Source organism: Sphingobium sp. IP1 (assembly GCF_002708645.1).
Classification (GTDB): Bacteria; Pseudomonadota; Alphaproteobacteria; order Sphingomonadales; family Sphingomonadaceae; genus Sphingobium; species Sphingobium yanoikuyae.
The window spans coordinates 1-24,482 of the sequence record NZ_NOIW01000052.1; the positions used below are offsets into that span (position 1 = coordinate 1).

At 65.1% G+C, this 24,482-nt stretch carries 25 protein-coding genes; 8 read left to right on the top strand and 17 right to left on the bottom strand.

Annotated elements, in window-relative coordinates:
* Positions 1 to 139: 139 nt before the first annotated feature.
* Entirely contained in the window at positions 140 to 349 is a 210-nt protein-coding gene (locus CG471_RS17390; protein ID WP_004212393.1) for a hypothetical protein, read from the top strand.
* Here the strand turns inward: CG471_RS17390 and CG471_RS17395 are convergent.
* Positions 346 to 1,665 (bottom strand): MFS transporter, encoded by a 1,320-nt coding sequence (locus tag CG471_RS17395; RefSeq protein WP_099232674.1) that lies wholly within the window; start codon positions 1,663 to 1,665, stop codon positions 346 to 348. The two genes, CG471_RS17390 and CG471_RS17395, sit on opposite strands and share 4 nt — an antisense overlap.
* Positions 1,666 to 1,796: 131 nt before the next feature.
* Between CG471_RS17395 and pgsA the strand changes: the two genes are divergently transcribed.
* Genes pgsA through CG471_RS17410 form a run of 3 tightly spaced genes read left to right on the top strand, consistent with a single transcriptional unit; the run spans position 1,797 to position 3,066 of the window.
* Entirely contained in the window at positions 1,797 to 2,360 is a 564-nt protein-coding gene (gene pgsA / locus CG471_RS17400; RefSeq protein ID WP_004212395.1) for a CDP-diacylglycerol--glycerol-3-phosphate 3-phosphatidyltransferase, read from the top strand.
* Between the two features lie 5 nt (positions 2,361 to 2,365).
* The gene (moaD, locus tag CG471_RS17405) at positions 2,366 to 2,626 is read left to right on the top strand and encodes a molybdopterin converting factor subunit 1 (RefSeq protein ID WP_099232675.1); all 261 of its coding nucleotides are present in this window, start codon (positions 2,366 to 2,368) and stop codon (positions 2,624 to 2,626) included.
* Entirely contained in the window at positions 2,623 to 3,066 is a 444-nt protein-coding gene (locus CG471_RS17410; RefSeq protein ID WP_099232676.1) for a molybdenum cofactor biosynthesis protein MoaE, read from the top strand. Before moaD ends, CG471_RS17410 begins: the two co-directional genes overlap by 4 nt.
* Before the next feature lie 4 nt (positions 3,067 to 3,070).
* On the opposite strand, the gene CG471_RS17415 is transcribed toward CG471_RS17410, so the two are convergent.
* Positions 3,071 to 4,000, bottom strand: a complete 930-nt coding sequence (locus tag CG471_RS17415) for a hydrogen peroxide-inducible genes activator (protein ID WP_099232677.1) — start codon at positions 3,998 to 4,000, stop codon at positions 3,071 to 3,073.
* 39 nt (positions 4,001 to 4,039) lie between these two features.
* Positions 4,040 to 4,813 (bottom strand): sulfite exporter TauE/SafE family protein, encoded by a 774-nt coding sequence (locus CG471_RS17420; RefSeq protein ID WP_004212403.1) that lies wholly within the window; start codon positions 4,811 to 4,813, stop codon positions 4,040 to 4,042.
* 188 nt (positions 4,814 to 5,001) lie between these two features.
* On the opposite strand from CG471_RS17420, the gene epsC reads away from it, so the two are divergent.
* The 4 genes from epsC (at position 5,002) to CG471_RS17445 (ending at position 9,236) form a co-directional block, all read left to right on the top strand.
* A complete protein-coding gene (gene epsC, locus CG471_RS17425; protein WP_099232678.1) occupies positions 5,002 to 5,718 on the top strand; it encodes a serine O-acetyltransferase EpsC in 717 nt (238 codons plus the stop codon).
* Positions 5,718 to 6,065 carry a DUF2794 domain-containing protein gene (locus tag CG471_RS17430; RefSeq protein ID WP_099232679.1) on the top strand — a complete coding sequence of 116 codons (348 nt, stop codon included), beginning with the start codon at positions 5,718 to 5,720 and terminating at the stop codon, positions 6,063 to 6,065. The genes epsC and CG471_RS17430 overlap by 1 nt, the downstream gene beginning before the upstream one ends.
* Before the next feature lie 321 nt (positions 6,066 to 6,386).
* The gene (locus CG471_RS17435; RefSeq protein WP_004212408.1) at positions 6,387 to 7,730 is read left to right on the top strand and encodes a UDP-glucose/GDP-mannose dehydrogenase family protein; all 1,344 of its coding nucleotides are present in this window, start codon (positions 6,387 to 6,389) and stop codon (positions 7,728 to 7,730) included.
* 360 nt (positions 7,731 to 8,090) lie between these two features.
* Positions 8,091 to 9,236 (top strand): family 16 glycosylhydrolase, encoded by a 1,146-nt coding sequence (locus tag CG471_RS17445; protein ID WP_037491448.1) that lies wholly within the window; start codon positions 8,091 to 8,093, stop codon positions 9,234 to 9,236.
* Here the strand turns inward: CG471_RS17445 and CG471_RS17450 are convergent.
* The 14 genes from CG471_RS17450 to CG471_RS17515 are packed head-to-tail and all read right to left on the bottom strand — an operon-like array spanning position 9,221 to position 24,325.
* On the bottom strand, positions 9,221 to 10,156 hold the full coding sequence (locus tag CG471_RS17450) for a glycosyltransferase family 2 protein (RefSeq protein ID WP_099232681.1): 936 nt from the start codon (positions 10,154 to 10,156) through the stop codon (positions 9,221 to 9,223). The genes CG471_RS17445 and CG471_RS17450 overlap by 16 nt on opposite strands.
* Positions 10,156 to 11,241: an acyltransferase gene (locus CG471_RS17455; protein WP_099232682.1), complete on the bottom strand. Its 1,086-nt coding sequence runs from the start codon at positions 11,239 to 11,241 to the stop codon at positions 10,156 to 10,158. Before CG471_RS17455 ends, CG471_RS17450 begins: the two co-directional genes overlap by 1 nt.
* Positions 11,238 to 12,359, bottom strand: a complete 1,122-nt coding sequence (locus tag CG471_RS17460) for an endo-1,4-beta-xylanase (RefSeq protein WP_099232683.1) — start codon at positions 12,357 to 12,359, stop codon at positions 11,238 to 11,240. Before CG471_RS17460 ends, CG471_RS17455 begins: the two co-directional genes overlap by 4 nt.
* Positions 12,356 to 13,321 (bottom strand): glycosyltransferase family 2 protein, encoded by a 966-nt coding sequence (locus CG471_RS17465; RefSeq protein ID WP_004212417.1) that lies wholly within the window; start codon positions 13,319 to 13,321, stop codon positions 12,356 to 12,358. Before CG471_RS17465 ends, CG471_RS17460 begins: the two co-directional genes overlap by 4 nt.
* A complete protein-coding gene (locus tag CG471_RS17470; protein ID WP_099232684.1) occupies positions 13,321 to 14,262 on the bottom strand; it encodes a glycosyltransferase family 2 protein in 942 nt (313 codons plus the stop codon). The genes CG471_RS17465 and CG471_RS17470 overlap by 1 nt, the downstream gene beginning before the upstream one ends.
* Positions 14,259 to 15,188, bottom strand: coding sequence for a glycosyltransferase family 2 protein (locus CG471_RS17475; protein WP_099232685.1), 930 nt, complete (start codon positions 15,186 to 15,188; stop codon positions 14,259 to 14,261). The genes CG471_RS17470 and CG471_RS17475 overlap by 4 nt, the downstream gene beginning before the upstream one ends.
* On the bottom strand, positions 15,181 to 16,563 hold the full coding sequence (locus tag CG471_RS17480) for an O-antigen ligase (protein WP_010339074.1): 1,383 nt from the start codon (positions 16,561 to 16,563) through the stop codon (positions 15,181 to 15,183). The genes CG471_RS17475 and CG471_RS17480 overlap by 8 nt, the downstream gene beginning before the upstream one ends.
* 3 nt (positions 16,564 to 16,566) lie before the next feature.
* Positions 16,567 to 17,841 (bottom strand): polysaccharide biosynthesis protein, encoded by a 1,275-nt coding sequence (locus tag CG471_RS17485; RefSeq protein WP_099232686.1) that lies wholly within the window; start codon positions 17,839 to 17,841, stop codon positions 16,567 to 16,569.
* The gene (locus CG471_RS17490) at positions 17,834 to 18,640 is read right to left on the bottom strand and encodes a WecB/TagA/CpsF family glycosyltransferase (protein WP_099232687.1); all 807 of its coding nucleotides are present in this window, start codon (positions 18,638 to 18,640) and stop codon (positions 17,834 to 17,836) included. Before CG471_RS17490 ends, CG471_RS17485 begins: the two co-directional genes overlap by 8 nt.
* Positions 18,637 to 19,542, bottom strand: coding sequence for a capsular biosynthesis protein (locus tag CG471_RS17495; protein ID WP_099232688.1), 906 nt, complete (start codon positions 19,540 to 19,542; stop codon positions 18,637 to 18,639). Before CG471_RS17495 ends, CG471_RS17490 begins: the two co-directional genes overlap by 4 nt.
* Positions 19,539 to 20,894: a GNVR domain-containing protein gene (locus tag CG471_RS17500; protein ID WP_099232689.1), complete on the bottom strand. Its 1,356-nt coding sequence runs from the start codon at positions 20,892 to 20,894 to the stop codon at positions 19,539 to 19,541. The genes CG471_RS17495 and CG471_RS17500 overlap by 4 nt, the downstream gene beginning before the upstream one ends.
* Positions 20,891 to 22,303 (bottom strand): AAA family ATPase, encoded by a 1,413-nt coding sequence (locus CG471_RS17505; protein WP_099232690.1) that lies wholly within the window; start codon positions 22,301 to 22,303, stop codon positions 20,891 to 20,893. Before CG471_RS17505 ends, CG471_RS17500 begins: the two co-directional genes overlap by 4 nt.
* 5 nt (positions 22,304 to 22,308) lie before the next feature.
* A complete protein-coding gene (locus CG471_RS17510; RefSeq protein WP_063141315.1) occupies positions 22,309 to 23,148 on the bottom strand; it encodes a polysaccharide biosynthesis/export family protein in 840 nt (279 codons plus the stop codon).
* Positions 23,149 to 23,167: 19 nt separating this feature from the next.
* Positions 23,168 to 24,325 carry a hypothetical protein gene (locus CG471_RS17515; RefSeq protein WP_099232691.1) on the bottom strand — a complete coding sequence of 386 codons (1,158 nt, stop codon included), beginning with the start codon at positions 24,323 to 24,325 and terminating at the stop codon, positions 23,168 to 23,170.
* Between the last annotated feature and the right edge of the window lie 157 nt (positions 24,326 to 24,482).

Consider the following 24,482-nt stretch of genomic DNA (forward strand, 5'->3'; position numbering starts at 1 on the left):
GGGTTGGGCATTTCGGTCATCGGCACGGCCATGCTGTATTATGTTGTTGATACGGTCAAGTCTGTCCCGCGACGGGACATCCCGGATTTTACGAAATTTGCCATGGAACTAATGGTAAATATCGCGTTAACCAATTCTTATGAGAAACCGAGTCCTCGTCCTCACCAACGAAGCCGCCCGCCACCCCTTCCGGCAGCGGCTGCCTCGTCACATCTTCCAGCTGACGGACGACGCGTCGTCGCAGGCGCGCCGGCGCCGCGATGTCGCCGTCTCCGACGATAATGACTGGAAGCTGTTCGTGCTGAGCTTCTCGGCCTTTTTCACGGCTTTCTACAGCTTCATCTTCTAAAGCTCGCCGCTGCAGGTCGGGCCGTCACAGGCCTTGTGCAGCCGCCAGGCGAGCCAGGCGCAGGGCAGGCACATCGCCGCCACCAGCAGCAGCTGATAGACCACCTCCAGGCCGGCCAGGGTCAGGCCGATCGCGATCAGCGATCCGACCACCATGGCGCCGGAATTGACGATATTGTTGGCTGCCACGGTGCGCGCCGCCTCGCACTTCTCGACCGTGGTCGTGAGGAAGGCGTAGAGCGGCACCACGAACATGCCGCCAAAGGTCGCCACGCCGAGCAGGCAGAGCGACAACGGGATCGCCATGGGATGGGCGAGGAAGCCGGCGAGCGGCAGCATCTGGCCGCCGGATGCCGGCGTCCACAGGTCGCACACCACATGGAAGGCGATGATGCAGCAGCCCATGCCGATCACCGACGCGGGGGCATATTTGGCTGAGACATGGCCGGCGAGCAGCCGGTTGATCGCGATCGATCCGATCGCGATGCCGATCGAGAAAATCGCCAGGAACAGGCTGGCGACCGACTTGTCGGCGGTCAGGACATTCTTCACCAGCGGCGGGAACTGGATGAACAGCACTGATCCCACGGCCCAGAAGAAGCTGATCGACATGATCGCCAGATAGAGGCGCGGAATGTGCATCGTGCCCCGCACGAGCGCGACCGAGGATCGGATGACATGGAAGTCGATCGGCTGCTTGGCGAGCAGCGACGGGGCAGGGGGCACGGCCCGGCTGGCAAAATAGCCAATGAAGGCGGTTACCACCACGCCGATGGCCGCAGCCTCGATCGGGATGATGCCGGCGAGGATGGTGCCGGCCAGGATCGCGATATAGGTGCCGGCCTCCACCAGTCCGGTGCCGCCCAGAACCTCGTCATCATGCAGATGCTGGGGCAGGATCGCATATTTGATCGGGCCGAAGAAGGTGGAGTGGATGCCCATCGCGAACAGCGCGGCGAGCAGCAGCGGGATCGCCAGGATATGGACGGCAATGCCGCTCCAGATCAGCGCCAGGCCGGTCGCGCCGACCGTCATGATGACGATTTCCGCCGCCTTCACCCAGCGGATGATGACGGCCTTGTCGCGCTGATCGGCCAATTGGCCCGACAGGGCGGACAGCAGGAAGAAGGGGATGATGAAGATGCCGGTGGCCAGCGCACTGAACCAGGTTTCGGACCGCTCGTCATTATAGACCTGATACACCACGAACAGCACCATGGCGTTCTTGAACAGGTTATCGTTGAAGGCGCCGAGAAGCTGGGTGATGAAAAGCGGCAGAAAACGGCGCTTTTTGAGGAGCCTGAGTGAGGCTTGCATGAGTGCGTTTGGCTTTTCGCTGTGGACGACCGGGGGGCGGTCTAGCCGCTGCAGGCGGGCCTGTCCAATTTCCTGTTCACTTCTTGCTGCCTTCGCTTGTGCCCGATGCGGGACTGTGGCAGGTCGCCCTGATGCTGACGCTGCCCAATTTGCTGACGCTTTCGCGCATCATCACCGTGCCCTTGCTGGTGGCCCTGTTGTGGCCCGGCGAGATGGGCGCGCGCTGGACCACGGGCTATGGCCTTGCCTTCGGTCTCTACTGCCTGATGGGCATCACCGATTATTTCGACGGCTACCTGGCTCGTGCGCAGGGCGCCGTGTCGAAGCTGGGCGTGTTCCTTGATCCGATCGCGGACAAGATCATGGTTGGCGCGGTCATCCTGATGCTCGCCGCGACGCGCGACATCGCCGGCATCCATATCGCGGCCGCGATGATCATCCTGCTGCGCGAGATCGCCGTGTCGGGGCTGCGGGAATTTCTGGCCGGCCTTCAGGTGTCGGTCCCGGTGTCGCGCCTCGCCAAGTGGAAGACGACGTTCCAGTTGATCGCGCTGGGCGCCCTGATCCTGGCCGGTGCCGTGCCGCAATTTCCCTTCGTGCAGAGCGTTGGCATCCTGACCCTGTGGGCCGCGGCCATCCTGACGCTGATTACCGGCTGGGATTATCTGCGCGTCGGCATCAAGCATATGGACTGACCGGGATGGCCGCTGTGACCCTCGTCTATTTTGCCTGGGTGCGTGAAGCCATTGGCCGCGATGAGGAGCGGGTCGAACTGGCGTCGCCGGATGAGACCATAGGCGGACTGGTGGCGCGACTGGCGGCACAGGGCGGGGGCTATGCCGAGGCGCTGGCCGCTCCCGATCGGTTGCGCGCGGCGCTGGACCAGCAATTTGTCGGTTTCGATCAGGCAATCGGCACGGCGCGGGAACTGGCGCTGTTCCCGCCGGTCACGGGTGGATGAAACGGGTCGCCATCCAGGCGGATGATTTCGATATTTCGGCCGAGCTTGCCGCGCTCGAAGCGCTGGGCGGCGGCGGGGTGGCCAGTTTCACCGGTATCGTCCGCGGCGAAGAGGGGCTGGTGGCGCTGGAACTGGAACATTATCCGGCGATGACGCAGCGCCAGGCCGAACGGATCGCGGATGAGGCGATGGCGCGCTGGCCGCTGCTGGGGCTGTCGATCATCCATCGCCATGGTCGGTTGCTGCCGGGCGAGCGGATCGTGTTCGTCGGCGCGGCGTCACGGCATCGCGCGGCGGCGCTGGAAAGCTGCGCCTTCCTGATCGACTGGCTGAAATCGCGCGCGCCTTTCTGGAAGAAGGCGCATTATGCCGATGGCGCAGGTGCCTGGGTCGCGCCCCGCGCCGAGGATGAGGCCAAGGCGCAGGACTGGGATCGCTAATCGATCAGGCGGCGTTGGCGCGGATTGCGGGATGGTCGGCCGCGTCGCGCAATATCTCGGCGAGCAGATGGAATTCCTTTTCGCGCGGGCTGTTCTTGCGCCAGACCAGGGCAATGTCGCGCCAGGCATGATCGGACTGCAGCGGGCGTGCGGTGATATTGGTATGTTCCAATATGCCGCCGGCCAGCGCCATTTCCGGCAGCATGGTGACGCCCAGGCCGTTGTCGACCATCTGGATCAGCGTGTGCAGCGAGGTGCCCATCATCGTCGCGCTGGCGCGCAGGTCGGGGCGATTGCAGGCGGCCAGCGCATGGTCCTTCAGGCAATGCCCGTCCTCCAGAAGCAGCAGCTTGTTCTCGTCGATCATGTCCGGCTTGATCCAGTCCGGCGGATTGGTCGGATCGTCGCGCGGGAAGGCGACATAGAGCGGATCCTGGAACAATATCTCGCTGTCCAGTTCGCCGGTGGGAAAGGGCAGGGCCATCAGCACGCAGTCGACATTGCCATGGCGCAGCGAATCGATTGCCGCCTGGGTCGTTTCCTCGCGCAGATAGAGTTTCAATTCCGGCCGGTCGGCGCGCAGGCGGGGCAGCAGGCGCGGCAGCAGGAAGGGCGCGATCGTCGGGATGACGCTCATCCGCAATTCGCCGGTCAGCGGCTTGCCCGATGCCTCGGCGATCGCCGCAAGCTCCTCCGCCTCGCGCAGGACGCGGTGCGCCTTTTCGACGATGCGGTCGCCCAGCGCCGTGAAACGCACGACGCGGCGCGTTCGCTCGACCAGCGTGACGCCGATCAGGGACTCCAGTTCGCGGATGCCGGCCGACAGGGTGGACTGGGTCACATAGCAGCTGTCGGCCGCCTTGCCGAAATGGCCATGTTCCTTCAGCGCAACCAGATATTGCAGCTGTTTGAGCGTGGGCATGTAGTTCGACATTTATCGGATTCCTGAATTAGAAATCCGAATATAAGCGAATTATCCGATATAACCAAGATATTTGGCGATGCCGAAGGCGGAGGTCAGGGTCAGGATGATGCCGACGGCCACGAACAGCACCTTGGGGGCGACATGGCGGGCCAGCATCGCGCCAAAGGGGGCGGCCACCACGCCGCCGATCAGCAGGCCGATCGTGTAGGTGGTGAAGCTTTCCCAGCCCAGATGGAACAGGAAGGTCAGGCTGATCGACAGGGTCAGGATGAATTCGACGCTGTTGACCGTGCCGATGGTGTGGCGCGGGCTCGATCCCTGGATCAGCAGGTTGGAGGTCACGACCGGACCCCAGCCCCCGCCGCCCGACGCATCCATGAAGCCGCCGACCAGGCCCAGCGGCGCGACCCATTTGGGGCTCTTGCTGTGCGGAGGAAAATGGAAGCCGCGCCAGATCAGGTAGATGCCGATCGCTGCCAGATAGAATTGGACGAAGGGCTTGATGATCGCGCCGTCGATATTGGAGAGCAGGTAGGCACCGGCCACGCCGCCGATCACGCCGGGAATGACGAGCCGGGCGAACAGGCCCCAGTCGACATTGCGGTGCAGGATATGGCTGATCGCGGACACACCGGTGGTGAAGGTTTCGGCGGCATGGACGCTGGCGGACGCGCGGCTGGGCGGCACGCCCATGGCCAGCAGCAGGGTGCTGGAAATCACGCCATAGGCCATGCCAAGGGCGCCATCGATAATCTGCGCGCCGAAGCCGATCAGGATGAAGGGCAGTATTTCGCCAAAATGGGCGATAAATGTGTCGATCATCCAAACACCTTCGTTCTAATTGTCTACCTCAATGATTGGTATATCTTGAGGCGCCAAGCAAGTTTCTGTTTTGGGCCGGGAAGGCGAATTAGGGCGCGCTCTGGAAAAATTGCCGCTTAATCTCTATGTTGCTGGCAACAGGGTAAAAGGGGCGCGCCAGCAGGGCGGGTCCGTTCAGGGACGTTTCGATGCTGCGTAATCTCATCGCCTATCTGGATTCGGTCAAGTCGCGCGACCCTGCGCCGCGATCGCGGGCGGAAATCCTGCTCTATCCCGGTATCTGGTCGCTGGCCTTCCATCGCGTGGCGCATCGTCTCTATCGGGCGCGGCTCTACTTCCTGGCGCGGGCGGTCAATCATCTGTCGCGATTCCTGACCGGCAATGACATTCATCCCGGCGCGAAGATCGGCAAGCGCTTCTTCATCGACCATGGCTTCACCGTGATCGGGGAGACGGCGGAGATTGGCGATGATGTCACCCTTTATCAGAATGTGACGCTGGGCGGGACCGATCCCGCCAACGGGATCGCCGGCAAGCGCCATCCGACGCTGGAAAATGGCGTGATCGTGGGGTCGGGCGCGCAGGTGCTGGGGCCGGTCCGTGTCGGCGCCCGTGCCCGTGTCGGCGCCAATGCGGTCGTGACCAAGGATGTGGCGGAGGCCGCGACCATGGTCGGCATTCCCGCGCGCGCGATGCTGGTCGATGTCACCGCCTATCAGCGCGACTTCCTGCCCTATGGCACGCCCTGCTCCGATTGTTTCGATCCGGAAAAGCAGAAGCTGGAATTGCTGCAGTGCGAAGTGGAACAGTTGCAGAAGCGGCTGGCCGAGTTGCTGGCGCAGAAGCCGACGCCCGATCTGCCTGCCGATGACGTCGCTTTGTTCAAGGAGCGTGGCCGGGCCTGATGTCCAATGTGACGCCGTTCCCAGCAGCCAACGGCCAGCAACAGGGGCAGGTCGGGTTCGATCGCCTGGAATTGCAGCGGATCATGGATCTCTATGGTCGCATGGTCGCCGCCGGACACTGGCGCGACTATGCCATGGACCTGGGGCGTGAGGCGGCAATTTTCTCCGCTTTTCGTCGCTCGGCCGAGCGTCCTGAATATCGGATCGAGAAGCGGCCGGCGTTGCGTAACCGCCAGGGCATGTGGGCGCTGGTGGGGGAGGCCGGCCATGTGCTCAAGCGCGGGCAGGAGTTGCAGGGCATATTGGCGCCTGTCGAACGCAAGTTGATGCGCATCGTCGAGGATTGATCCGCCGATCCGGTTAATTGTGCCCGCACGCTGCGGCAGTTCGGCGCATTTTCCATTCGCCCCACGTCCACATGTGCCCGCCTAGCGCCAAGTCGCGTTGCAACGGCGTCATGACCCGACTTATGCTGCATCGCGTCAACAGGTGGCTGGTTCCACTGACGCGGCAACTGTCCGAACAGGCCGGGGGCTTCGATCTTTGTCAGGGCGAGAGGTGCGCGCATCCGGATTTTCCGGAGCGCTCTGTCGCGTCCTGTCCGGGTCGGGGCGATCGGTTGCGGGCATATTGTCGATTAGCTTGCACATTGGACAAGGAGAATTGTCATGCGGATCGTGATGACCGGATCTGGTTATGTTGGTCTGGTATCGGGCGCCTGCCTCGCGGATTTCGGCCACGAAATCATCTGCGTCGACAAGGATGAGCGCAAGATCGCCAAGTTGCGTGAAGGCGGCGTGCCGATCTATGAGCCGGGCCTGGCCGATCTCATCGCGCGGAACGTCAAGGCGGGCCGGTTGAGCTTCACGACCGATCTGGCAACGTCCGTGGCGGATGCCGATGTCGTCTTCATTGCGGTCGGTACCCCGGCGCGTCGGGGCGATGGCCATGCCGACCTCAGCTATGTCTATGATGCCGCGCGCGAGATTGCCGGGGCACTCAAGGGCTTTACCGTTGTGGTTACGAAGTCGACCGTGCCGGTCGGCACCGGCGACGAAGTCGAACGGATCATTCGCGAAACCAATCCCGACGCCCAGTTTGCGGTCGCCTCCAATCCCGAATTCCTGCGCGAGGGTGCCGCGATCGAGGATTTCAAGCGCCCGGATCGCATCGTCGTCGGCATCGAGGACGAGCGCGCACGTCCGGTGATGGAAGAGGTCTATCGCCCGCTCTATCTCAATCAGGCGCCGCTGCTGTTCACCGGTCGTCGTACCAGCGAACTGATCAAATATGCCGCCAATGCCTTCCTGGCGATGAAGATCACCTATATCAACGAGATGGCCGAACTGTGCGAACGGGTCGGCGCGGATGTGCAGCAGGTGGCGCGCGGCATTGGCCTGGATAACCGGATCGGTTCGAAATTCCTGCATGCCGGACCCGGCTATGGCGGCTCCTGCTTCCCCAAGGATACGTTGGCGCTGGTCAAGACGGCAGAAGATTCCGGCGCGCCCATTCGCCTGATCGAAACCACCGTCGCGATCAACGAAAGCCGCAAGCGCGCCATGGCGCGCAAGGTGATCGGCGTGTGCAATGGATCGGTGCGTGGCAAGACGATCGCGGTGCTGGGCCTGACCTTCAAGCCCAATACCGACGATATGCGCGATGCGCCGTCGCTGTCGATCATCCAGGCACTGCAGGACGGTGGCGCGCAGATCCGCGCCTTCGACCCCGAAGGGATCGAGGCCGCCCAGCCGCTGCTGCAGAATGTCGATTTCTTCCACGATCCCTATGCCGCGGCCCAGGGTGCCTCGGCCGTCGTGCTGGTTACCGAATGGGATGCGCTGCGCGCGCTTGACCTGTCGCGCCTGCGCGGCGTGATGGCCGGCAATGGTCTGGTCGACCTGCGCAACATCTATCGGCCCGAAGTCGCTGAAGCGGCTGGATTTATCTATGACAGCGTTGGCCGTGGCATGGCGCCGGAGCCCGAAATGCTGGTTGAAGCCGCCGAGTAAAAGTTCCTCGCCTCGTCGCAAAAATGGCTGATTTGCGACGAGGCGAGCTTGTCTGGAAGCAATTGTTAACCCTCGTGGCGGACCCTTTAGGGACACCAAAACGGGGGTTGCATTATGCGCAGCAAATCGGCCGGCTCCATGATCGGAGCCGGAGCAATCATTACGTCTGTCTTCGCGGCAGGCGCCGCCACGATCCTGTCGGGCGGAACCAGTACGACCAGCAGCTCATCGACCAGCACGGCCGATAGCGGCACGGTCACCATCTCCAGCAGCAGTGCGAGCAGTGCGACGACCAGCACGGCGACGACCAGCAGCACCAGCAACAGCTTTGCCGACTTCGACTTCGCCAACGGCACGGTGTTGCCGGGCAAGGCGACGCTCTGGATCGGCAACGCCACCTACAAGCCGGGCAGCAGCACCGCCTATGTCCCGGTCTATCTCGATCGGGCGACGCCCAACACGGTGATCGCGCGGATCACTACGGTGAACGGCACCGGCACGCTGAAGGCCACGTCCGGCACCAATTACAAGACGGTCGACACCGTCGTCATCTTCCGGCCGGGCGATCCGCTGGAACAGACGGTGGAAGTGCCGGTTATCAGTGCCGCAGAAGGCCAGCAGTTCAGCGTGAAGCTGCGTGAGGCGCCCTGGGGCGCATTGCAGGGGCAGTCGACCGCAACCGTCACGGCCAAGGCCTATGTCGCGGCCACCGAGAAGGCGACCGGCACCTTCCGCGAAGCGCGGACCTTCGCGGCCTCGGGCACGCTGCAGTTCGAACTGCTCAAGGACACGCACAAGCGGTCTGTCGATGGCGGCTGGGACCGCTGGGCCACGACCCTGTCGCATGGCCGGGCGCAGACCGGCAATGGCGAGACCGGCCTCTATGTCGACACCACCACCTATCCGGGGATCGAAGGGCCGGTCTACTGGAGCAACAAGGGCCTGGTGCTGCACAGCCAGGTGCTCAAGACGCCGATCAGCTATCAGGGCGTGACCTATAATTATGGCGCGTCGATCCTGGATGGCCGCAACTTCCTCGCCTCGCAGATCGGCTATGGCCAATATGAGTGGGAAGCGAAGATGCCCAATCGGCGTGGTTCCTGGCCCGCTTTCTGGCTGATCTCGACCAGTGGCTGGCCGCCGGAAATCGATGTCTATGAAGGCTTTGGCTATCAGAGCTATTGGGATTTCGATCGCCATGTCGGCCAGACGATCCATGTCGGTGCCAACAGCACCCGCTATGACCAGCGCGGCATCGTCATCCAGACCGAACAGGCCTATGGCCTGTCGGGCTATTCGCAGGACTTCCACAAGTTCGCGGTCGATATCCAGCGTGACTACATCACCTGGTTCGTCGACGGCAAGGAAACCTACCAGTCGGTCAACCCGTTCAAGGGCTTCCGCTTCTATCCGCTGATGAATGTCGCGGTGAAGACGACGGGGGCCTATGACGATGGCAGCGGCGACATGACCATCCGCAGCTTCAAGGTCTATTCGGCGCCATAATAGGCCCGGCTGCCCCGGCCTGTCAGGGCATAGAGGCGGCCCCAGCATTTGATCCACTGCCCGGCGATGTCGACCCGTCGCGCGCCGGGCAGCAACAGGGCGACGAGGCCGGCGGTGCGCATCGCGAACACTGCCAGCGTCCGGCCGAACAGGGTGAGGGTGCCGACGATGCCGGGCCGCTGCTTCCGGCGGGTCAGCGTCTCGGTAAAGCCGATCCGCCACATGCGGGACAGTATCCAGCCGAGCCGGACCCGTTCGGGCGGCACCCATTCGCTGACGCGCGCATCTGCGGCCCAGCCGAAACCGATGCCAATATCATATAGCCGGGTGAGGTAATCCAGATCCTCGCCGCCGCTGCGATTGAAGCGCGGATCGAACCAGGGGGCGGGCAGCGCCTCTAGCGCCTTGCGGCTGAGCAGCAGATTGTTGCTGGCCCATAGCATGTCGGTTGCACCCGAGGGCCGATCCTCGGCCCGGAATACCAGCGCTTCGCGCGCCCAGTGCGGCGGGGGGCGCAGGAAATGGGCGTCGACCGGGCCGCCAACCACATCGGCGCCGCACATCTCGCGACAGGCCAGCAGCGCGTCGAGCCAGCCGGGCTGCGGCCATTCATCATCATCGATCATCGCCAGATACTGCATTGCCGGAGCCGTCAGTGCGGTGGCGACGATTGCGTTGCGGACCGAGCAAAGGCCGGGCTCTGGCACATGCAGGATATGGATCGGCAAAGGATAATCGGGATCATCCTGCATCTCGTGCGCGACCATCGCGCCTTCCTGCTCGACGGGGTCGTTGTCGGCGACCAGCAACTGGACATCGTCATGCGGCACGACGGCGGCCAGGCTTTCGAGCAGATGGCGCAACTGGCCCGGCCGGCGGAACGTCGGGATGGCGATCCAGATGGTCGGGGCGGCGGGCATCAGGCAGCAACCTTGACCGGGGCCGGGCGGGCGCGCCCGCCGCGTTGCAGCCATTTGATGATCTTGTGGCCCGGCAGCTCGATCAGGCGATAGCTCGCCCAGCAGAGCAGCCAGGTAGCGACCAGCATGGCGGCGATGAAGATCCAGTCATGGCCGACAAAGCCATGGCGATGGGCGATCCCCATGACGCGGGCCATGATGTCGCGGACCAGCGGATGCCACAGATAGATGGAGTAGCTGATCAGGCCCAGATGATAGCTGACCGGGTTGGCCATCACCGCGCGGGCGGCGGCGCCATCATAATAGCAGGTGAGGACCAGCGCCGGCATCAGGCACACGACCAGCACGTCGGCGGCTCGGGGCAGCATCAAGGCGACAGCGATGATGACACATATGGCGGCAAATCGGCCGGGGCCGGCAAGCAGGCTGCGGGTCAGCGCCATGTCACGGATGCGATAGGTCAGGACGCCCAGGGCAAAGCCGGCAAGGCAGCGCAGCAGCGTCAGCACCGTGTCATAATCGTTGACGTCCAGGGGGCCACTGGCGCCCCGGTCGGAACTGGCGACCAGCACCAGGATGCCGACGCACAGCGCGAGTTGCGTCCAGGCCCAGCGGGAAAAGGCCATGATCGCGATCAACGGGTAGAGGAGATAGGCGGCGACCTCCGTGCTGACCGACCAGCTATTGCCGGCGATCGGCTGGGTGCCCCATCCCCAGCTCTGGATCATCAGCAGGTTGGTGAGGATATTGGGCAGGTCGAGCGGGATCGCCTGCGTCCCCGAGACATTGACCAGGATGCGGGCCATGAACACCAGGGTGACGATCAGGTGCAGTGGCCAGACGCGGGCGGTGCGGTTGATCAGGAAGTACATGTAACTGGACCGCCCCAGATTGTGCATCAGCCGGTCATAATAGCCGTAGGAAATGACGAAGCCACTGAGAATGAAGAATAAATCGACCGCCAGATAGGCGCGCGAGAAAAGCGGGATCGCGAAGGCCTGAAAGGCCGGCGCATGGGGAATATGGTAGAGCAGGACCGAAACGGCGGCGATGCCGCGCAGGCCCGTGAGCGAGGAAATTCTCATGCGGCATGTCTCCCGGCCGGCGGCGCGTCGTCGAAGGCGGCGGCGATGGCGTCCCACAGCGGCTTGCGGCGCAGGGAACCGTCCAGCGGCAATCCGCGCGACAGCTGGCCGTCGGGCCATTTATAATCCTTGTAGTTGGACAGCCAGGAATAGCGGTCCGACAGGCCCCAGCAGAGCACCGCCTGCATCGCCGGATTGTCCAGCGCGACATCGATGAAGGCACGGCCGACACTGGCAACTTCGCTGTCACGCTTGGCCGGGTTGGGCGGGCCGCCAATGTCGGCAATGTCGAACTCGGTAATCTCCAGCTTCAGGCCATAGCCGCGCAGCTGGTCGAGGAAATCGGCGAAGCGGCGCTCGTTGAACCCTTCCTTATAGGGTTTGAGATGCCCCTGGATGCCGATCGCGTCGATCGGCACATCGCGCGCCTTCAGCCGGTCGAGCAGCTTCAGCATCGCGGTCCGGCGGCGCTCGCAGCGCGGCGAGTCATGTTCGATGCCATAATCGGTCAGGAACAGGGTCGCCCTGGGATCGGTCTCGCGCGCGGTGTGGAAGGCGATGTCGATATAATGTTCGCCCAGCGCCTGCATCCACATGCTGTCGGCGCGCATCCCGTCGGCGCGGCCGTCATTGGGCTCCAGCGCCTCGTTCACCACGTCCCATTCCTGGATGCGCCCGGCATAGCGGGGCATGGCGGTGGTGATATAGCTGGTCATCAGTTTCCGGCGGCCGCGATCGCTGGCGGCCTGCAATGCGGGTTCCAGCCATTTGGGCTGGGCAGCATACCAGACCAGGGCATGGCCACGCGCGCGCATGTCATGCTTCTGGGCGAAATCGATGATCTGGTCGGCACCGCTGAAATCATATTGGCCCGGCTTGGGCTCGGTCGTGCCGCGCTTCAGCTCATATTCCTGCACCAGGATATTGCATTCCTGCGCCACCGCCTGGGTAAAGCCCGCATCCTCACGCAACTGGCGCGACTTGACCGCCGCGCCGAAATAGCGGCCCTTGGCGCGGGCATGGGTGGCGAGGCCGGGCGGCATGGCGGCTGCCGCAACGCCGGCGGGCAGCGTCGCCGCCAGCGCCATGCCGCCGGCCAGAAATTCGCGACGCTTCACAGGCGCGGCCTCCCGCCCACCATCTGGGCCATGTCGATCCAGCGATCGGAAATCCGGCGATAGACGGGATCGGGCAGGATGATCTGCATCAGCACCGTGGCGGCCAGTCGAGGACCGAAGGCGCCGCGCAGCACGGCGCCGACATAATAGCGCATCGCCTGAAACCGGCTGGTCGGCCAGATGCTCTTGGCCGCATGCCAGCCCATATAGGCGGAAAAGGCACGGGCCGAGATATGGGGGCGCAGGTCGCGCAGCCAGATGAGGCTGCCGACGCTGCCGCGCACAGCCGACAGCCGATGTTCGGCGTCGCGGTCGGCCCAGATGGTGCCGGGCCGCGCGGTCATCTGGAACTGGCCGCCGGCCAATGCCAGGCGAACGGCAAAGTCGGTATCGTCGCCGAACTTCACATCCTCGCGATAGCGGACCTTGTTGGCGAGGCCGCGACTGAGCGCCAGGCTGCTGGTCTGGATGAAACCGCGATCGCACATGAGATAGCGGTCGATCGTCTCGCCGGTCGCGATCGCGCGCGGCGGCTTCAGGAAATTGCGGCCCTGGCCGCGATCGACCAGCACCTGGCCATAGGCGACCACATTCTCGTCCTGTTGCAGCAGGGGCAGCAGGTCGGCGAGATGATGGGGCAGGAAACGGTCATCGCAGTCGAGAAAGGCGATATAGCGCCCACGCGCCTGCGCGATCCCGGTGTTGCGCGCGGCCGATGCGCCGCGATTGGGCTGGACGATGACACGCAGGCGCGGGTCTGCGATCCCGGCCAGCACCTGTTCGGTGTCGTCGGTCGATCCGTCGATCACCACGATCACCTCGATCAGCGCGATCGTCTGGTCGAGCGCGGACAGCACCGCGTCGACCACCTTGTCGCGGCGCTGATAGGTCGGGATGACCACGGAAAAGAGCGGCGAGGCCGCCTGTTCCTGCAGCGCGGACGGAGGTTGCCAGGCCGCCATCACGAACGGGCGCCGCTACTGAGGGCATCGGCCTTGCCGAAACGCAGGACGAAGCCGTTGACGAGCGAACGATAGAGCGACTTTGGCATGTAGGAGCGCAGCAGCTGGCGCGCGATCACCCGTGGCGGCACGCCGCCCGCGGTCAGGCCGATGGCGAGGTCGCGGATCGCCGCGACCGGGCGGATCGGCGCCATATGATAGGCGAGTACGGTGGCGCGATAGCCACGCCGCGCCCGGTTGGTCAGCATATGGCCGCAGCGATCGAGCCAGTCGAGCGAGGTTTCATAGCCGCGCACATAGGAGGTGCGGCCGACCTCGGTCGCGTCCAGCCAGATGGTGAGCGGGCGCTCGATCATCCGGAAGCGTGCGCCGGCGCCCTGAAGCCGGACGCAGAAGTCGAGATCCTGCCCCTTCTTGAGCGCTGGGTCGAACAGCACCTGCTGGGCCATCCGGGTCGGTACGACCATCGTCGATGTCTGCATGAACTGGTTGGCGCAGAAGAGATATTCGCCGACATCCTCATCTTCCCGAATGCCGCGGTCTGGGCGGATCCAGTAACGGTCGACGCCTCGGTCCACCTTCATCCGAGAATAGAGCACGGCATGGCCATCGTCGCCCGCCAGCGCTTCCGCCATGGTGGACAGCTTGCCGGGCAGGAACAGGTCGTCGGAATCGAGGAAGGCGATATAGCGTCCCTCGGCGGCGAGAATGCCCCGATTGCGCGCCGCGCCACCGCCGGCATTGTCCTGGCGGATGTAACGCAGGCGCGGGTCGCCGATCGCCTCGATCACCGGGCCGGGATTGTCATGCGAGCCATCATCGACGACGACGATCTCGAAATCGGTCCAGTCCTGCGCCAGCACCGACCGGATCGTGTCGGTGACCACGTCGGCGCGGTTGTAGAGCGGGATGACGACGGAGAAGAAGGGGATGCTCGTCATGCGCCATGGACCTTTCGATATTCTTCATAATGGATGCCGGTGAGGCCGGCGATCTTGCCCGCGGCGCGATAGAGCTTGCCGAGGCGCTCCACCCGCTTGCCGCGGTCCAATGTGGTGAGGGGGCCGACCGCGCCGACCAGGAAACCGACCGCGATACGGGGGCTTTCGCTGAGCGCTGCACGAAGGGCGCCGCCATGGGTGCGGGCGACGATCATGTCGGTCATGCCGACGCGATAGCCGCGCATCAGCAGCCATTTGGCGGTAACCCGGCTGGCCGGGATGAGTTCGGTGACCAGCGCTTCCTCCGACCAGGCAAAGCGGAAACCGGCGCGCTGCATCCGGGTGAAGAGCTGCTTGTCCGACCCGCCGGTGAGCGCCATGCGCTCGTCGAACGGACGGGCGCCGATGCGGCGCAATGCGTTGGCGGACATCAGCACATTGGCGGTGCTGTCGACCAGCGCGACCGGGCCGGACTTGTCGCGCCGCTTGGGCTGGAGCAGCGGATGGCGCGAGGCCCAGGCGGGCAGCGGGCTGTCCATCTCGCGCAGCACCGCGCCGCCGACGACATCGGCGTCCCAGCGGTCGGCAGCCGTCACCAGCGCGTCAATCCAGCCGGTGCAGGCCGCCTCGTCATCGTCCATCATTGCGACATGGGTGACGCCGGGCCGGGCGAGAGCTGCCTCGACCAGCGCATTGCGGACAAGGGGAATGCCGCGTTCGCGCACCAGCAGCGCCTCGATCGGCCAGCGATAGCCCGATGTCGCCAGCGCCTCCACCACGGCCAGCCCCTGCTGCTCCCTGGCGTCATTGTCGGCGACCAGTACATCGATCCGATGGCGGGTTTCGAGCGCGGCGAGCGAGGCAAGCGTGCGACGCAGCCCCTGGGGGCGATTGCAGGTCGCGATGCAGATGACGACATTAGCCATGGGCAGCCTCCGGGCGGGCGAGAAAGCGGCGGCGCCACTGCGGAAGCGGGCGCGCCTTGTAGGTGGCGTGGGCAGCGGCGATCGCCGCCAGGAAGATCACCCAGACCTGCCGATCCTTGTCAAAGAACGAGGTTTCCAGCAGATTCTGGTAGAGGACGAAGACCCAGATCGCGAAGCAGGGCACCATGATCGGCCGGTTCTGCGGCGTCGCCCCGGTCAGGAACCAGATGGCGGGCAGTGCCAGGAAGGTTAGCAGCAGCATGATGAGGCCGAGCGGTCCGGTCGTCACCAGGATTTCCAGATAGCCATTGTGCGAATGGGCGGTCAGCGTCTGGAACGCCTGGTTGAGATAATCGAGCGAGGGGCTGCGATCGCCGACCTGCCAGAAGCCGCCGAAGCCCGCACCCAGGAAGGGATGATCCTTGAGATAGGCCAGATCGACTTCCCAGATGGATACGCGGCCGGTGAAGGAGGTGGGGTCGGCGAATATCCGCTCCACCACCGGCTGGAAGGCGACATAGAGCCACAGCACCCCGACCATGCCGAGCGCGACCATGATCAGCAGCACGGCCCGTTTCTGGGTGGAATCGCTCAGTGCCCGATAGACCGCGCAGACGCCCAGGATGGCGAAGGACAAGGCGAGCGAGGTCTTGCTCTTGGTCCCGATCACGAAGACGAAGGCCATTACCGAGAAGAGGGCATAATACCATTTCTTGGTATCGACCCAGGCATTGGCCGCGACCATGAAGGTGAGTGCCATGACCGCGCCGGCAATATTCTTGTGGAAGAAGAAGCCGCGCCAGGCTCCGATCAGTGCCTTGTCGCTCTCGGTCGGCGGATGGACCGCCGCCGAGGTCAAGGGCAGCGAGACCCAGCAGATGATGAGGGACAGGATGAGCGCGTAACGCAGTGCCTGGAGCAGCCTTTCGGGCCCGATCAGGCTGAGCGCGCTGAAGGTGATATAGATCACGATCAACTGTTGCATCGCCCGCTTGAACGATACGAACGGATCGACGCCCCAACTGCAGGTGATGAAGAACCAGGCGAGCATGATGGCCAGCGGCCAGAGCGTGAAGCGATAGCGTGGCGGATAGCGGCGGATCAGCTGCACGCCGGTCAGCAGCATGGCAAAGCCGATGAACAGGGCCTGCTTGAACAGGTCCGATCCGTTATTTTCCTGCGCCATGGCGACCAGTTCATCCTGGGTGCGCGAGGCGAAGGGCTGCTGGCCGATGAAGACCAGCATCAGGAAGGTGAAATAGAAGATCTGGGCGACCAGGATCAGCCGTGCGCTTTCGGTCTTCTTGATGGCGGCGACGCCCGGCCGGGTCAGGACCGGGGCGGGAATGTCACGGTGCCAGGGGGTGCTTGCCATCGCTCAACCCTCCGCCTGGTTGCGGCGCCAGCTGCGGTCGAGCTGCCAGATGCCGAGCATCATGACGAGCTGCGACAGCACGACGCCGGCGATCGAGAAGACGGGCGCGACCAGCAGGGTCAGCAGGGTGACGGCGGCAATGCCGACGCCACAGCTGCGCAGGCTCTGGGCGGCGAGCGGACGGAACGCCTTGCGAGCCTGGGTCATGACGCTCATCGGCGTCTGCACGCACTGGACCAGCGAGAGCAGCGCGCAGAGCGCCACGGCAGTGATCACCAGCTGATGATCGAGCGTGGGCTTGAGGATCAGGCCGGGGAAGAAATAGAGCGCGCCGGCCGCGACGACGCAGGTGCCGAGCCACAGGAAGACAAGGGCGCCCATGAAGATGCGTTCCGACTGGATCGCGGCCTGATGATCGCCGCGCGCGACGGCACGGGTCATGCGCGGGCGTTCCAGCTGGGTGAGGGCGGTGATGCAGACATTGACCGGGCGGAAGAACAGCATGCCGACGGCGATCGGCGCGAAGGCGGTTGGTCCCGCCAGCAGGGTCACGGCATAGCTATGGGCGTTCGACGTCGCCTCGGTCGACAGCACACCGACCAGCGTCCAGGCCGATTGTTCCTTCCACACCGGGCGATAGGCGCGCAGGGCGGCCAGCGGCGACATGGCGACATGGCGGCGCAGATAGGGACTGCCGAAGGGCAGCAGGCCGGCGAGGCTGGCGGCGACCAGCATGGTGCCGATGCCGGTGAGGTCCGCGCCGGTGCGCATCGCGACCAGCAGGCCAATGAGGATCGTCGCGGCATAGGCGATGTCGGACCGGGCGGCCTGCATCGGCGCATGATGGGCATAGGCGTTGGACCGGCCGAACCAGCGGATCAGCGACAAGGTGCCCGCCAGGCCGAAGACCAGGGCGGCCTGCGGCGAGGCGGTGGTCCAGGCGATCGCGGCGCAGATCAGCCCCTGGCTGAGCGAGAGCAGCAGGTTGACCGGAAAGAAGAAGCCATGCGCCGCGCGATCGACATCCTCGCCCTGATTGACGGCGATCGTATAGGGTGTCGACACCAGCGCGTTGGACAGGCTGTAGCCGAACTGGATGATGACCAGCAGGAAGGCGAGCACGCCGATGCCGGTGGTGGCGAGATGGTGGATCGAGAAGAGCTGGACCAGCAGATGACTGACCGAGACGATCGCCGAGGAGAAGCTGGCGAGGCCGAAGCGGCCGAAGATAGTGCCCAGGCGCTGGGTACGGCCGGAAGCCGCCTGCGCCTCAGCCATGGCGGTGCTTCCAGATCAGCCACAGGGCATGAGGATTGGTGGTGATGTAGCGCCAGGCCAGTTCCTTGGGCCGGGTGCCCATGCGATGCAGCCATTCCAGGCCATTGCGCTGCATCCACATCGGCGCGCGCGGATAGTCGCCGGTGATATAGTTGAACAGGCCGCCGCAGGTTACGATCCAGCCGGCCTTGATGCGATCGCGATTACGCACGCAAAAGGCCTGCTCGCGCGGCTTGCCGGTGCCGACCCAGAGGACGTCAGGCGCGGCCGCGTTGATCGCGTCGATTACCGCATCTTCTTCTTCCGGCTTCCAGAAGCCGTTGCGACGACCCGCGACGGTGAGGCCCGGTGCCATCTCGACGATCCGATCGGCGCAGGCGGCGTTCACCTTCTCCTCGCCGCCGAGCAGATAGTAGCTGACACCGGCCTTCGCTGCGGGCACCAGGCTGTCGATGAACATGTCGGTGGTGCTCGACCGATCGGCGATCGGCGGCTGGCCGACCCAGCGCGAGGCGGCGACGACGATCTGACCATCGGCATGGATCAGGTCCGCCTGGGCCAGATTGTCGCGAAAGCCCTTGTCCGTGGCGTTCATCGACAGGCCCTGGCCATTGCAGTCGAAGATCAGCAGCGGGCGCTGGTCGAGCGCGCGGCGTAGCGGCGCCTCGCCCAGCATCCGGTCGATCAGCGCGTCGAGCGACAGGGTCGTCACCGGAATGCCGCCGATCAGGGCGATTTCCTCCGGTGTGGACACGGGCTGTTGCAGCGGTTGGCGGGGAATGGCCTGCTCCAGGCTCATGCGATCACGCTCCCTGCGATTGCGACGCCGTGGCGGTCCAGATCGTCGATCACGCGGCGCATGTCGGCGATCGCGGTTTCGCCACGCCGCGCGACGATGGTGACGGCATCGAAGCCCGCCAGAATGGAGCCGAACGGCGTCTGCTCGCCGCGCCGCTGGGCGAGGTAGAAGAGCATCGACGTGTCATGCAGGCCCCAGCCGGCGGCGGTGTCCGCCAGCGGCCCCTTGGTCACCAGGCTAGATGCGCTGCCCGATGCCCGGCCGGCGGTCATCAGCCACAGGCCATCGACCGCCGTGCGTGCGGCGGGCAGCAACGCGGCACTGCCCAGCAATTGTTCGGCCAGGCCCGCCTTGTTGGCGACGCGGAACAGCCGGTCGAGCGAGGGACGGTCGATATCGACATCGACCAGCATCGTCTGCCCGTCCATCTGCGCCATCACGACGGCGAGATTGGCGGCAAGGATCGCGGCCTCGTCACCCGCATCGATCGACAGGATGGCAAGGCGCAGGGCCGCGCCGTCGCTGTCCTTTGCCGCCGCACGCATCTTGGCGCGGATGGTGCGGACCTTGGCGGCATAGGCATCCGCCGGGTCGAAGGCGCTGACCACCAGCGGATCGACCCGCTGGTCGCCGGCCGCCAGCAGGGGGAAGCCGCCCTGCATGGCGAGGATGATGCCCGCCGTTTCAGGATCGAGCAGGCCAAGGTCGATCGCCGCCTGCTGGAAGGGCTGGCCTGCGGCATGGCCATGGGCTTCGATCCGGCCGATGTCGGTTTCGGCGAGGAAGCCATGTTCGACCGCGAGCTGCGCGAAATCCTTGGTATCGCGGGCGCGGGGCTTGAGGCCGGTCGTGGCGCCGGCAGTCAGATGGGGATGGGCACTAGCCGTGGAACGCAGTCTCATGCGGCCTCCTGTCGCTTGGGGAGCCAGCCGCCCCGCGTGGGGGCAGGCAGCAATTCGGTGATGACTTCGACCTCGGTCGCGCGGGCCACGCCGGCGGCGGAGCGGACGCGGGGCTGGGCGATTTCGATCAGGATGACCGCCGCGATGCCGCCGACCAGGCCAAGGGCGATGCCGCCCACCAGCCAGAGCAGCAGGTTGGGCTTGGCGGGCAGCAGCGGCACGGTGGCCTCGTCGAGCAGGCTGGCATTGGGTTGCGAGATCTGGCTCTTGAGTGCCGCTTCGTTGAAGCGCTGACGCACCGTGTCATAGGTCTGGCGCGCCGCATCGACGTCGCGTTGCATGACCATCAACTGGTCCTGCACGTCCGACATGCGGATCATGCGGTCTTCCTGCGACGCCATGTTCGACTTGAGGTCGCCCTCGCGGCGACTGGCGGCGACGCTGTTGGCGCTGACCGCACCGGCCTGGCTGGCGCGCGCGGCGCCAAGCTTGGCCTGGAGTTCGGACAATTGCGCCGAAGCGGCTGCCATGGTCGGGTGGTTGGGGCCGAGCGTCTTGCCCAGTTCCTGCACCTTGGCCGACTGGGCCGCGACCTGTTCCTGCAAATTCTGGACGATCAGTGATCCTTCGATGTCGGACACCGAACCGGCGCCGGCCTTGCCGCGCGCGGCGGCGGCTTCGGCCTGGGCCTGGGTGAGTTGATAGGACATGTTCTTCAGCTTTTCGGCCTCAAGATCCATGCGGTTGATGCCGATGATGTCATGGGCGCGCTGGAAGTCGGACAGGCGCTTCTGCGCATCCTCATAGCGGCGGCGCACGTCGGCGGTCTGTTCGTTGAACCATTTGGCCGAGGTGCGCGCCGGCGATGCGCGCAGTTCCACCTGCTCGCGCATGTAGATCTGCGCGGCGAGATTGGCGACGCGGGCGGCGACCTGCGGATCGGGATCGAGATACTGGATCTGCAGCACGTTGCTCTGGCGGCCGGTGGTCACCAGCAGCCCGGCGCGCACGCGCGCGGCAGCCTGTTGCAGACGGGCATCGGCCGGCATATCCGCGGGCAGTGCGTCGATGAAGCCCGCTTCCTTGGCGACTGCATTGATCACCTTGGCGCTGCGGATGATGTCGGTCTGGGTGCCCAGGATCGAGTCCACCTCGACGCGGCCCTGATTCTGGGTCGTGTCGGTCGGATCGGTCTGCGACAGGTCGAGCATCAGCGAGGTCGTCGCCATATATTGGCGCGACTGCATGAAGGCCGCGACGGCGATCAGCAGGAACAGGGCGCCACCGATCATCGCGGCGACCTGCCAGCGCGCCTTGACGGCGGCGGCAAGGTCCAGGGGGTTCATCGTCATAGTCCGTCCACTCCTCGGAGCATGGCGCGCATTTCTTCGGCCGGCGTCGGCGCGACCGTGCGCGGCGCGGGATGCTTGGCCATCAGCAGCAGGAATTGCGGCGCCAGCGTATCTTCAAACATCCACAATTCGCCGCCCGGCGTGGGCGTTAGTGCAGGCTCCAACCGGGCCAGCGCATCGCTGGCATCGGCCTCCATGCCCGGATATTCGCCCAATATGTCGCTGCCGACGCGCAGCAGCCGCTCCAGCGAAATCGCCGACATCTGCGATGCGACGATGCCGGCCAGCGCGATCATCCGGCGCCCGGATGCGCTGTCACGCAGGGCGCGGGTGAACAGGCCATGGCTGGCGCTGCTCATTTCCGCCCAGTCGTCCAGCGCGCTGGCTAGCCCCTGTTCGACATCGCTGGCGGTCACCTGCTCGCGGCCGCCGGCCTCGGTAACAAGCGCCGCCTGCATGCCGAACAGCCGGGCATGATAGGGCGATCCCATCGCAGCACCGGCCAGCGCCTCGACGGCTTCGGGCGTGATCGACAATCCGGCCTTCTCGCCGCAACTTGCCAGCAGCAACTCGAGCTCGGGGCGGGCGATCGGGCTGACCCGCTGGGGCGCGATATGACGGCGGAGCGAGGGATGGGCGGCGATCAGGCCGTCCACATCCCCGGCTATGCCGACCAGCACCACCTGCACCGGCGAATGGATATCGGTCAGCAGCTTGAGCAGCGTTGCGACATCCTGCTTGGCGGTGTCGGAGCGGACCCGGTCATATTCGTCGAGGATCAGGATGGAGCGCTGGCGCACCTCCTCGACCAGCAGGGTCGCAAGGCCATTCACGTCCAGCGGACCGGTGGCGAGCTTGCGGGCCCGTTCCTGGCCCGCGCCGCTCATCGGCAGTTCGGTCAGGAAGGGGCGGAACAGCGAGTCGAAATCGGCCTCGCCGCTCGCGGACCCGTAAAGGGCGACGCAACCCGCCTCGTCCGCCAGATCGCCGAAGACGCGCGCAAGCGAGGTCTTGCCCGATCCGCGCGTGCCGAAGATGATTGCATGCTTGCGCTGGACCACGATCGCCTCGACCAGCTTTTCCAGCTCGTTGTTGCGGCCGGCCAGGCCATGGCGGTCGGTCACCGGCATGGCGGTGTTGAAGGCGCTGTAGATCGAATCCCGGCGCAGGCTGATGGGCTTGAGCGGCGTTGCCATCGCGCCCATCGAAAGCGGTCGGGGGGTGTCGTCGGGCGCCGGTTCGGGCTCGGCCGACCGGTGGAAGCTCGGTGCGACCGGTTCCTCCAGCAGCAACGGAGCCTGATCGGGGATGACGCGGGCGGAGGGGCTGGAGCCGCCGGCCAGTCGGCGCGGCAGGGACCAGAGCCAGTCGAGCGTGCCCGCCGAGCGGGCGCCGAAATCATGTTCCATCGCGGTCAAAACAGCTTCTCCCGGATGATGAGGACGTCTTCGGGCTTGACCGGGTCATCCAGCTTGGCCTGCACCTCCTGGCCGCCGCGCTTCACCTTGATGCTGCGGGTCGATCCGGCGAGGGTCGGACCACCGGCCAGGGCAAGCGCCTGACGGAAGGTCTGGCCCGCGACATAGGAGAAGGCGCCGGGCTGCTGGACCTGGCCATAGACATATACCTTCTCGGCCGGCGGCACGAACAGGATGTCGCCGGCCTGGAGCGGCCGTCCGGCGCCAGCGCTCATGTCGGTGAGCGAGATGCGCACCGCGCCGCTGCCATCGGCGGGGGTCAGGATGACGGCATTGGCGCCGGCCGTCGTCGCGCCGCCGGCCTTGGCCAGCATCGACGCCACGGTATAGTTGCGGTCGAGCGGATAATTGCCGGCCTGGGGCACATTGCCCAGCACGGTGACCGAGCGGCTGACATAGTCGCTCACCTCGACGCTGACCGAGGGCTTGGTCAGATAGCCGCCACCGGCATAGCTCGCCGCGATGTCGGACGCGAGCTGGGACGTGGTCTTGCCCTTCGCATCCACCGGCCCGACCAGCGCGAGCAGCACCGTGCCGTCGGCCTTGATCCGGGTTTCGGTCGACAGGTCGGGCTGGCCGAAGATCGAAATCTTCAGCTGATCGTCCGGGCCGAGCAGATAGCCGGCGGGGGCAGACGCCGCCGGCCGCGCGGGCGTGGCGGTAACCGCCGCAGCAGCGGCGGGGGCCTGTGCCGTCTGGGTTTGGGCCGACAATGCGGTCGGCACCGCCAGCAGGGGGAAGGCGGCAAGGATATGGAAGCGTGTCGCTATTCTCATGGGTCAGGCTCCCTTCGGGTCAAAAGCGCAGCAGAGCTGAGAGCGTCACCTGCGTGCCGCTATAGTTGGAGACATCGGTGTCGGTACGGCGGCGGTAATGCTGGGCGTCGAGGCTGAGATCGAAGCGATCGGTCAGCTTGCGCTTGAGCGTCGCGCCGAACTGGCGATTGCGGTCCGCCTCGATCGAGAAGGGGCGTAGCGCCGCATCCTGCCGGAACTTGCGCCTCTGCCAGTCGGCATAGAGGCCGGCCGAGGTCAGCTCGCTGATCGCGAACTCCCCCTCGATCCGATAGCTGGACCGGATCGCGAAGCCGCTGGCGATCAGGCTATCGTTCATGATGTCGCGGGCGGTGGAGGCGGTCAGCTTCACGCGCGGGATGATGCTGGTCGACAGCCGGACATCCCAGCCCATGCCATTATAATTGCCGACGGCGGCGGAATCGCTGCTGACATCCAGCCATTGCAGGTCGGCATCGATCTGGGTGATCGGCGTCACCGACCGCTGGAAGCGCAGGCCATAGGCGTTGATGCGGTTCTTGATGCCCAGCGTGCGCCGGTCGCTGACCGTCCGCTCATAATAAGTGGTGAGCGTGCCGAAACTGGGCTTGTTATAGCCCAGGCCGACCTTGAAGCTGTCGCTGTCCTGGTCGGCATAGTCGAAATCGTCGGCATTGCGCGTCGTGTCATGCTGGTAGCCGGCGACCGGGAAGAAACCTGGCCGCTCGCACGACAGGTCGGCTCCCAGCGTGGAGAAGCGCTGGAGATTTTCGGTCGCGGCGTTGATGTCGCCATAATCGGCGCGCTGCTGGCGATAGCTGGCGCGCGGCGTGATGCCGCAGGTCGCTCCGAATCGAATCGTCGCCCTGGCCTCCGCATCGAGTCGCAGCTTGCTGCGCTGGGTCTCCGACACGAACTGGTCATAGCCAGCCTTGGCCCGGATCTGGATGTCGTGCCGCCCGATCGGATGGGCATAGGTCGCCTCGATCGAGGGTGTGACGATCAGGTCGCCGATGGGGTCTTCGACCCGGTCGTCGACGCGATAGACATTGTCGTCATAGAGAAGATCGAGCCCGGCCGTCAGGTGCAGGCCGAGCGTATCTATGCGCTTGTCATCATCCTGGGCCTGCGCCGTGGAGGGCAGGCCGGCGAACAGCATTGCGCCGCCAAGAGCGGCCATGGCGGCCGCATGCGGCCATGCAAAATCATTTGCTGCGGGCGCACAGGGGCGCGCCCGCAAACACGGGTTATGGGCATTATCCAAACGCATGAATCCTTATTGCATTGCAGCAACAAGGGGCATGCTAATCGTATTTTTACGTAATGCACACGGGTCC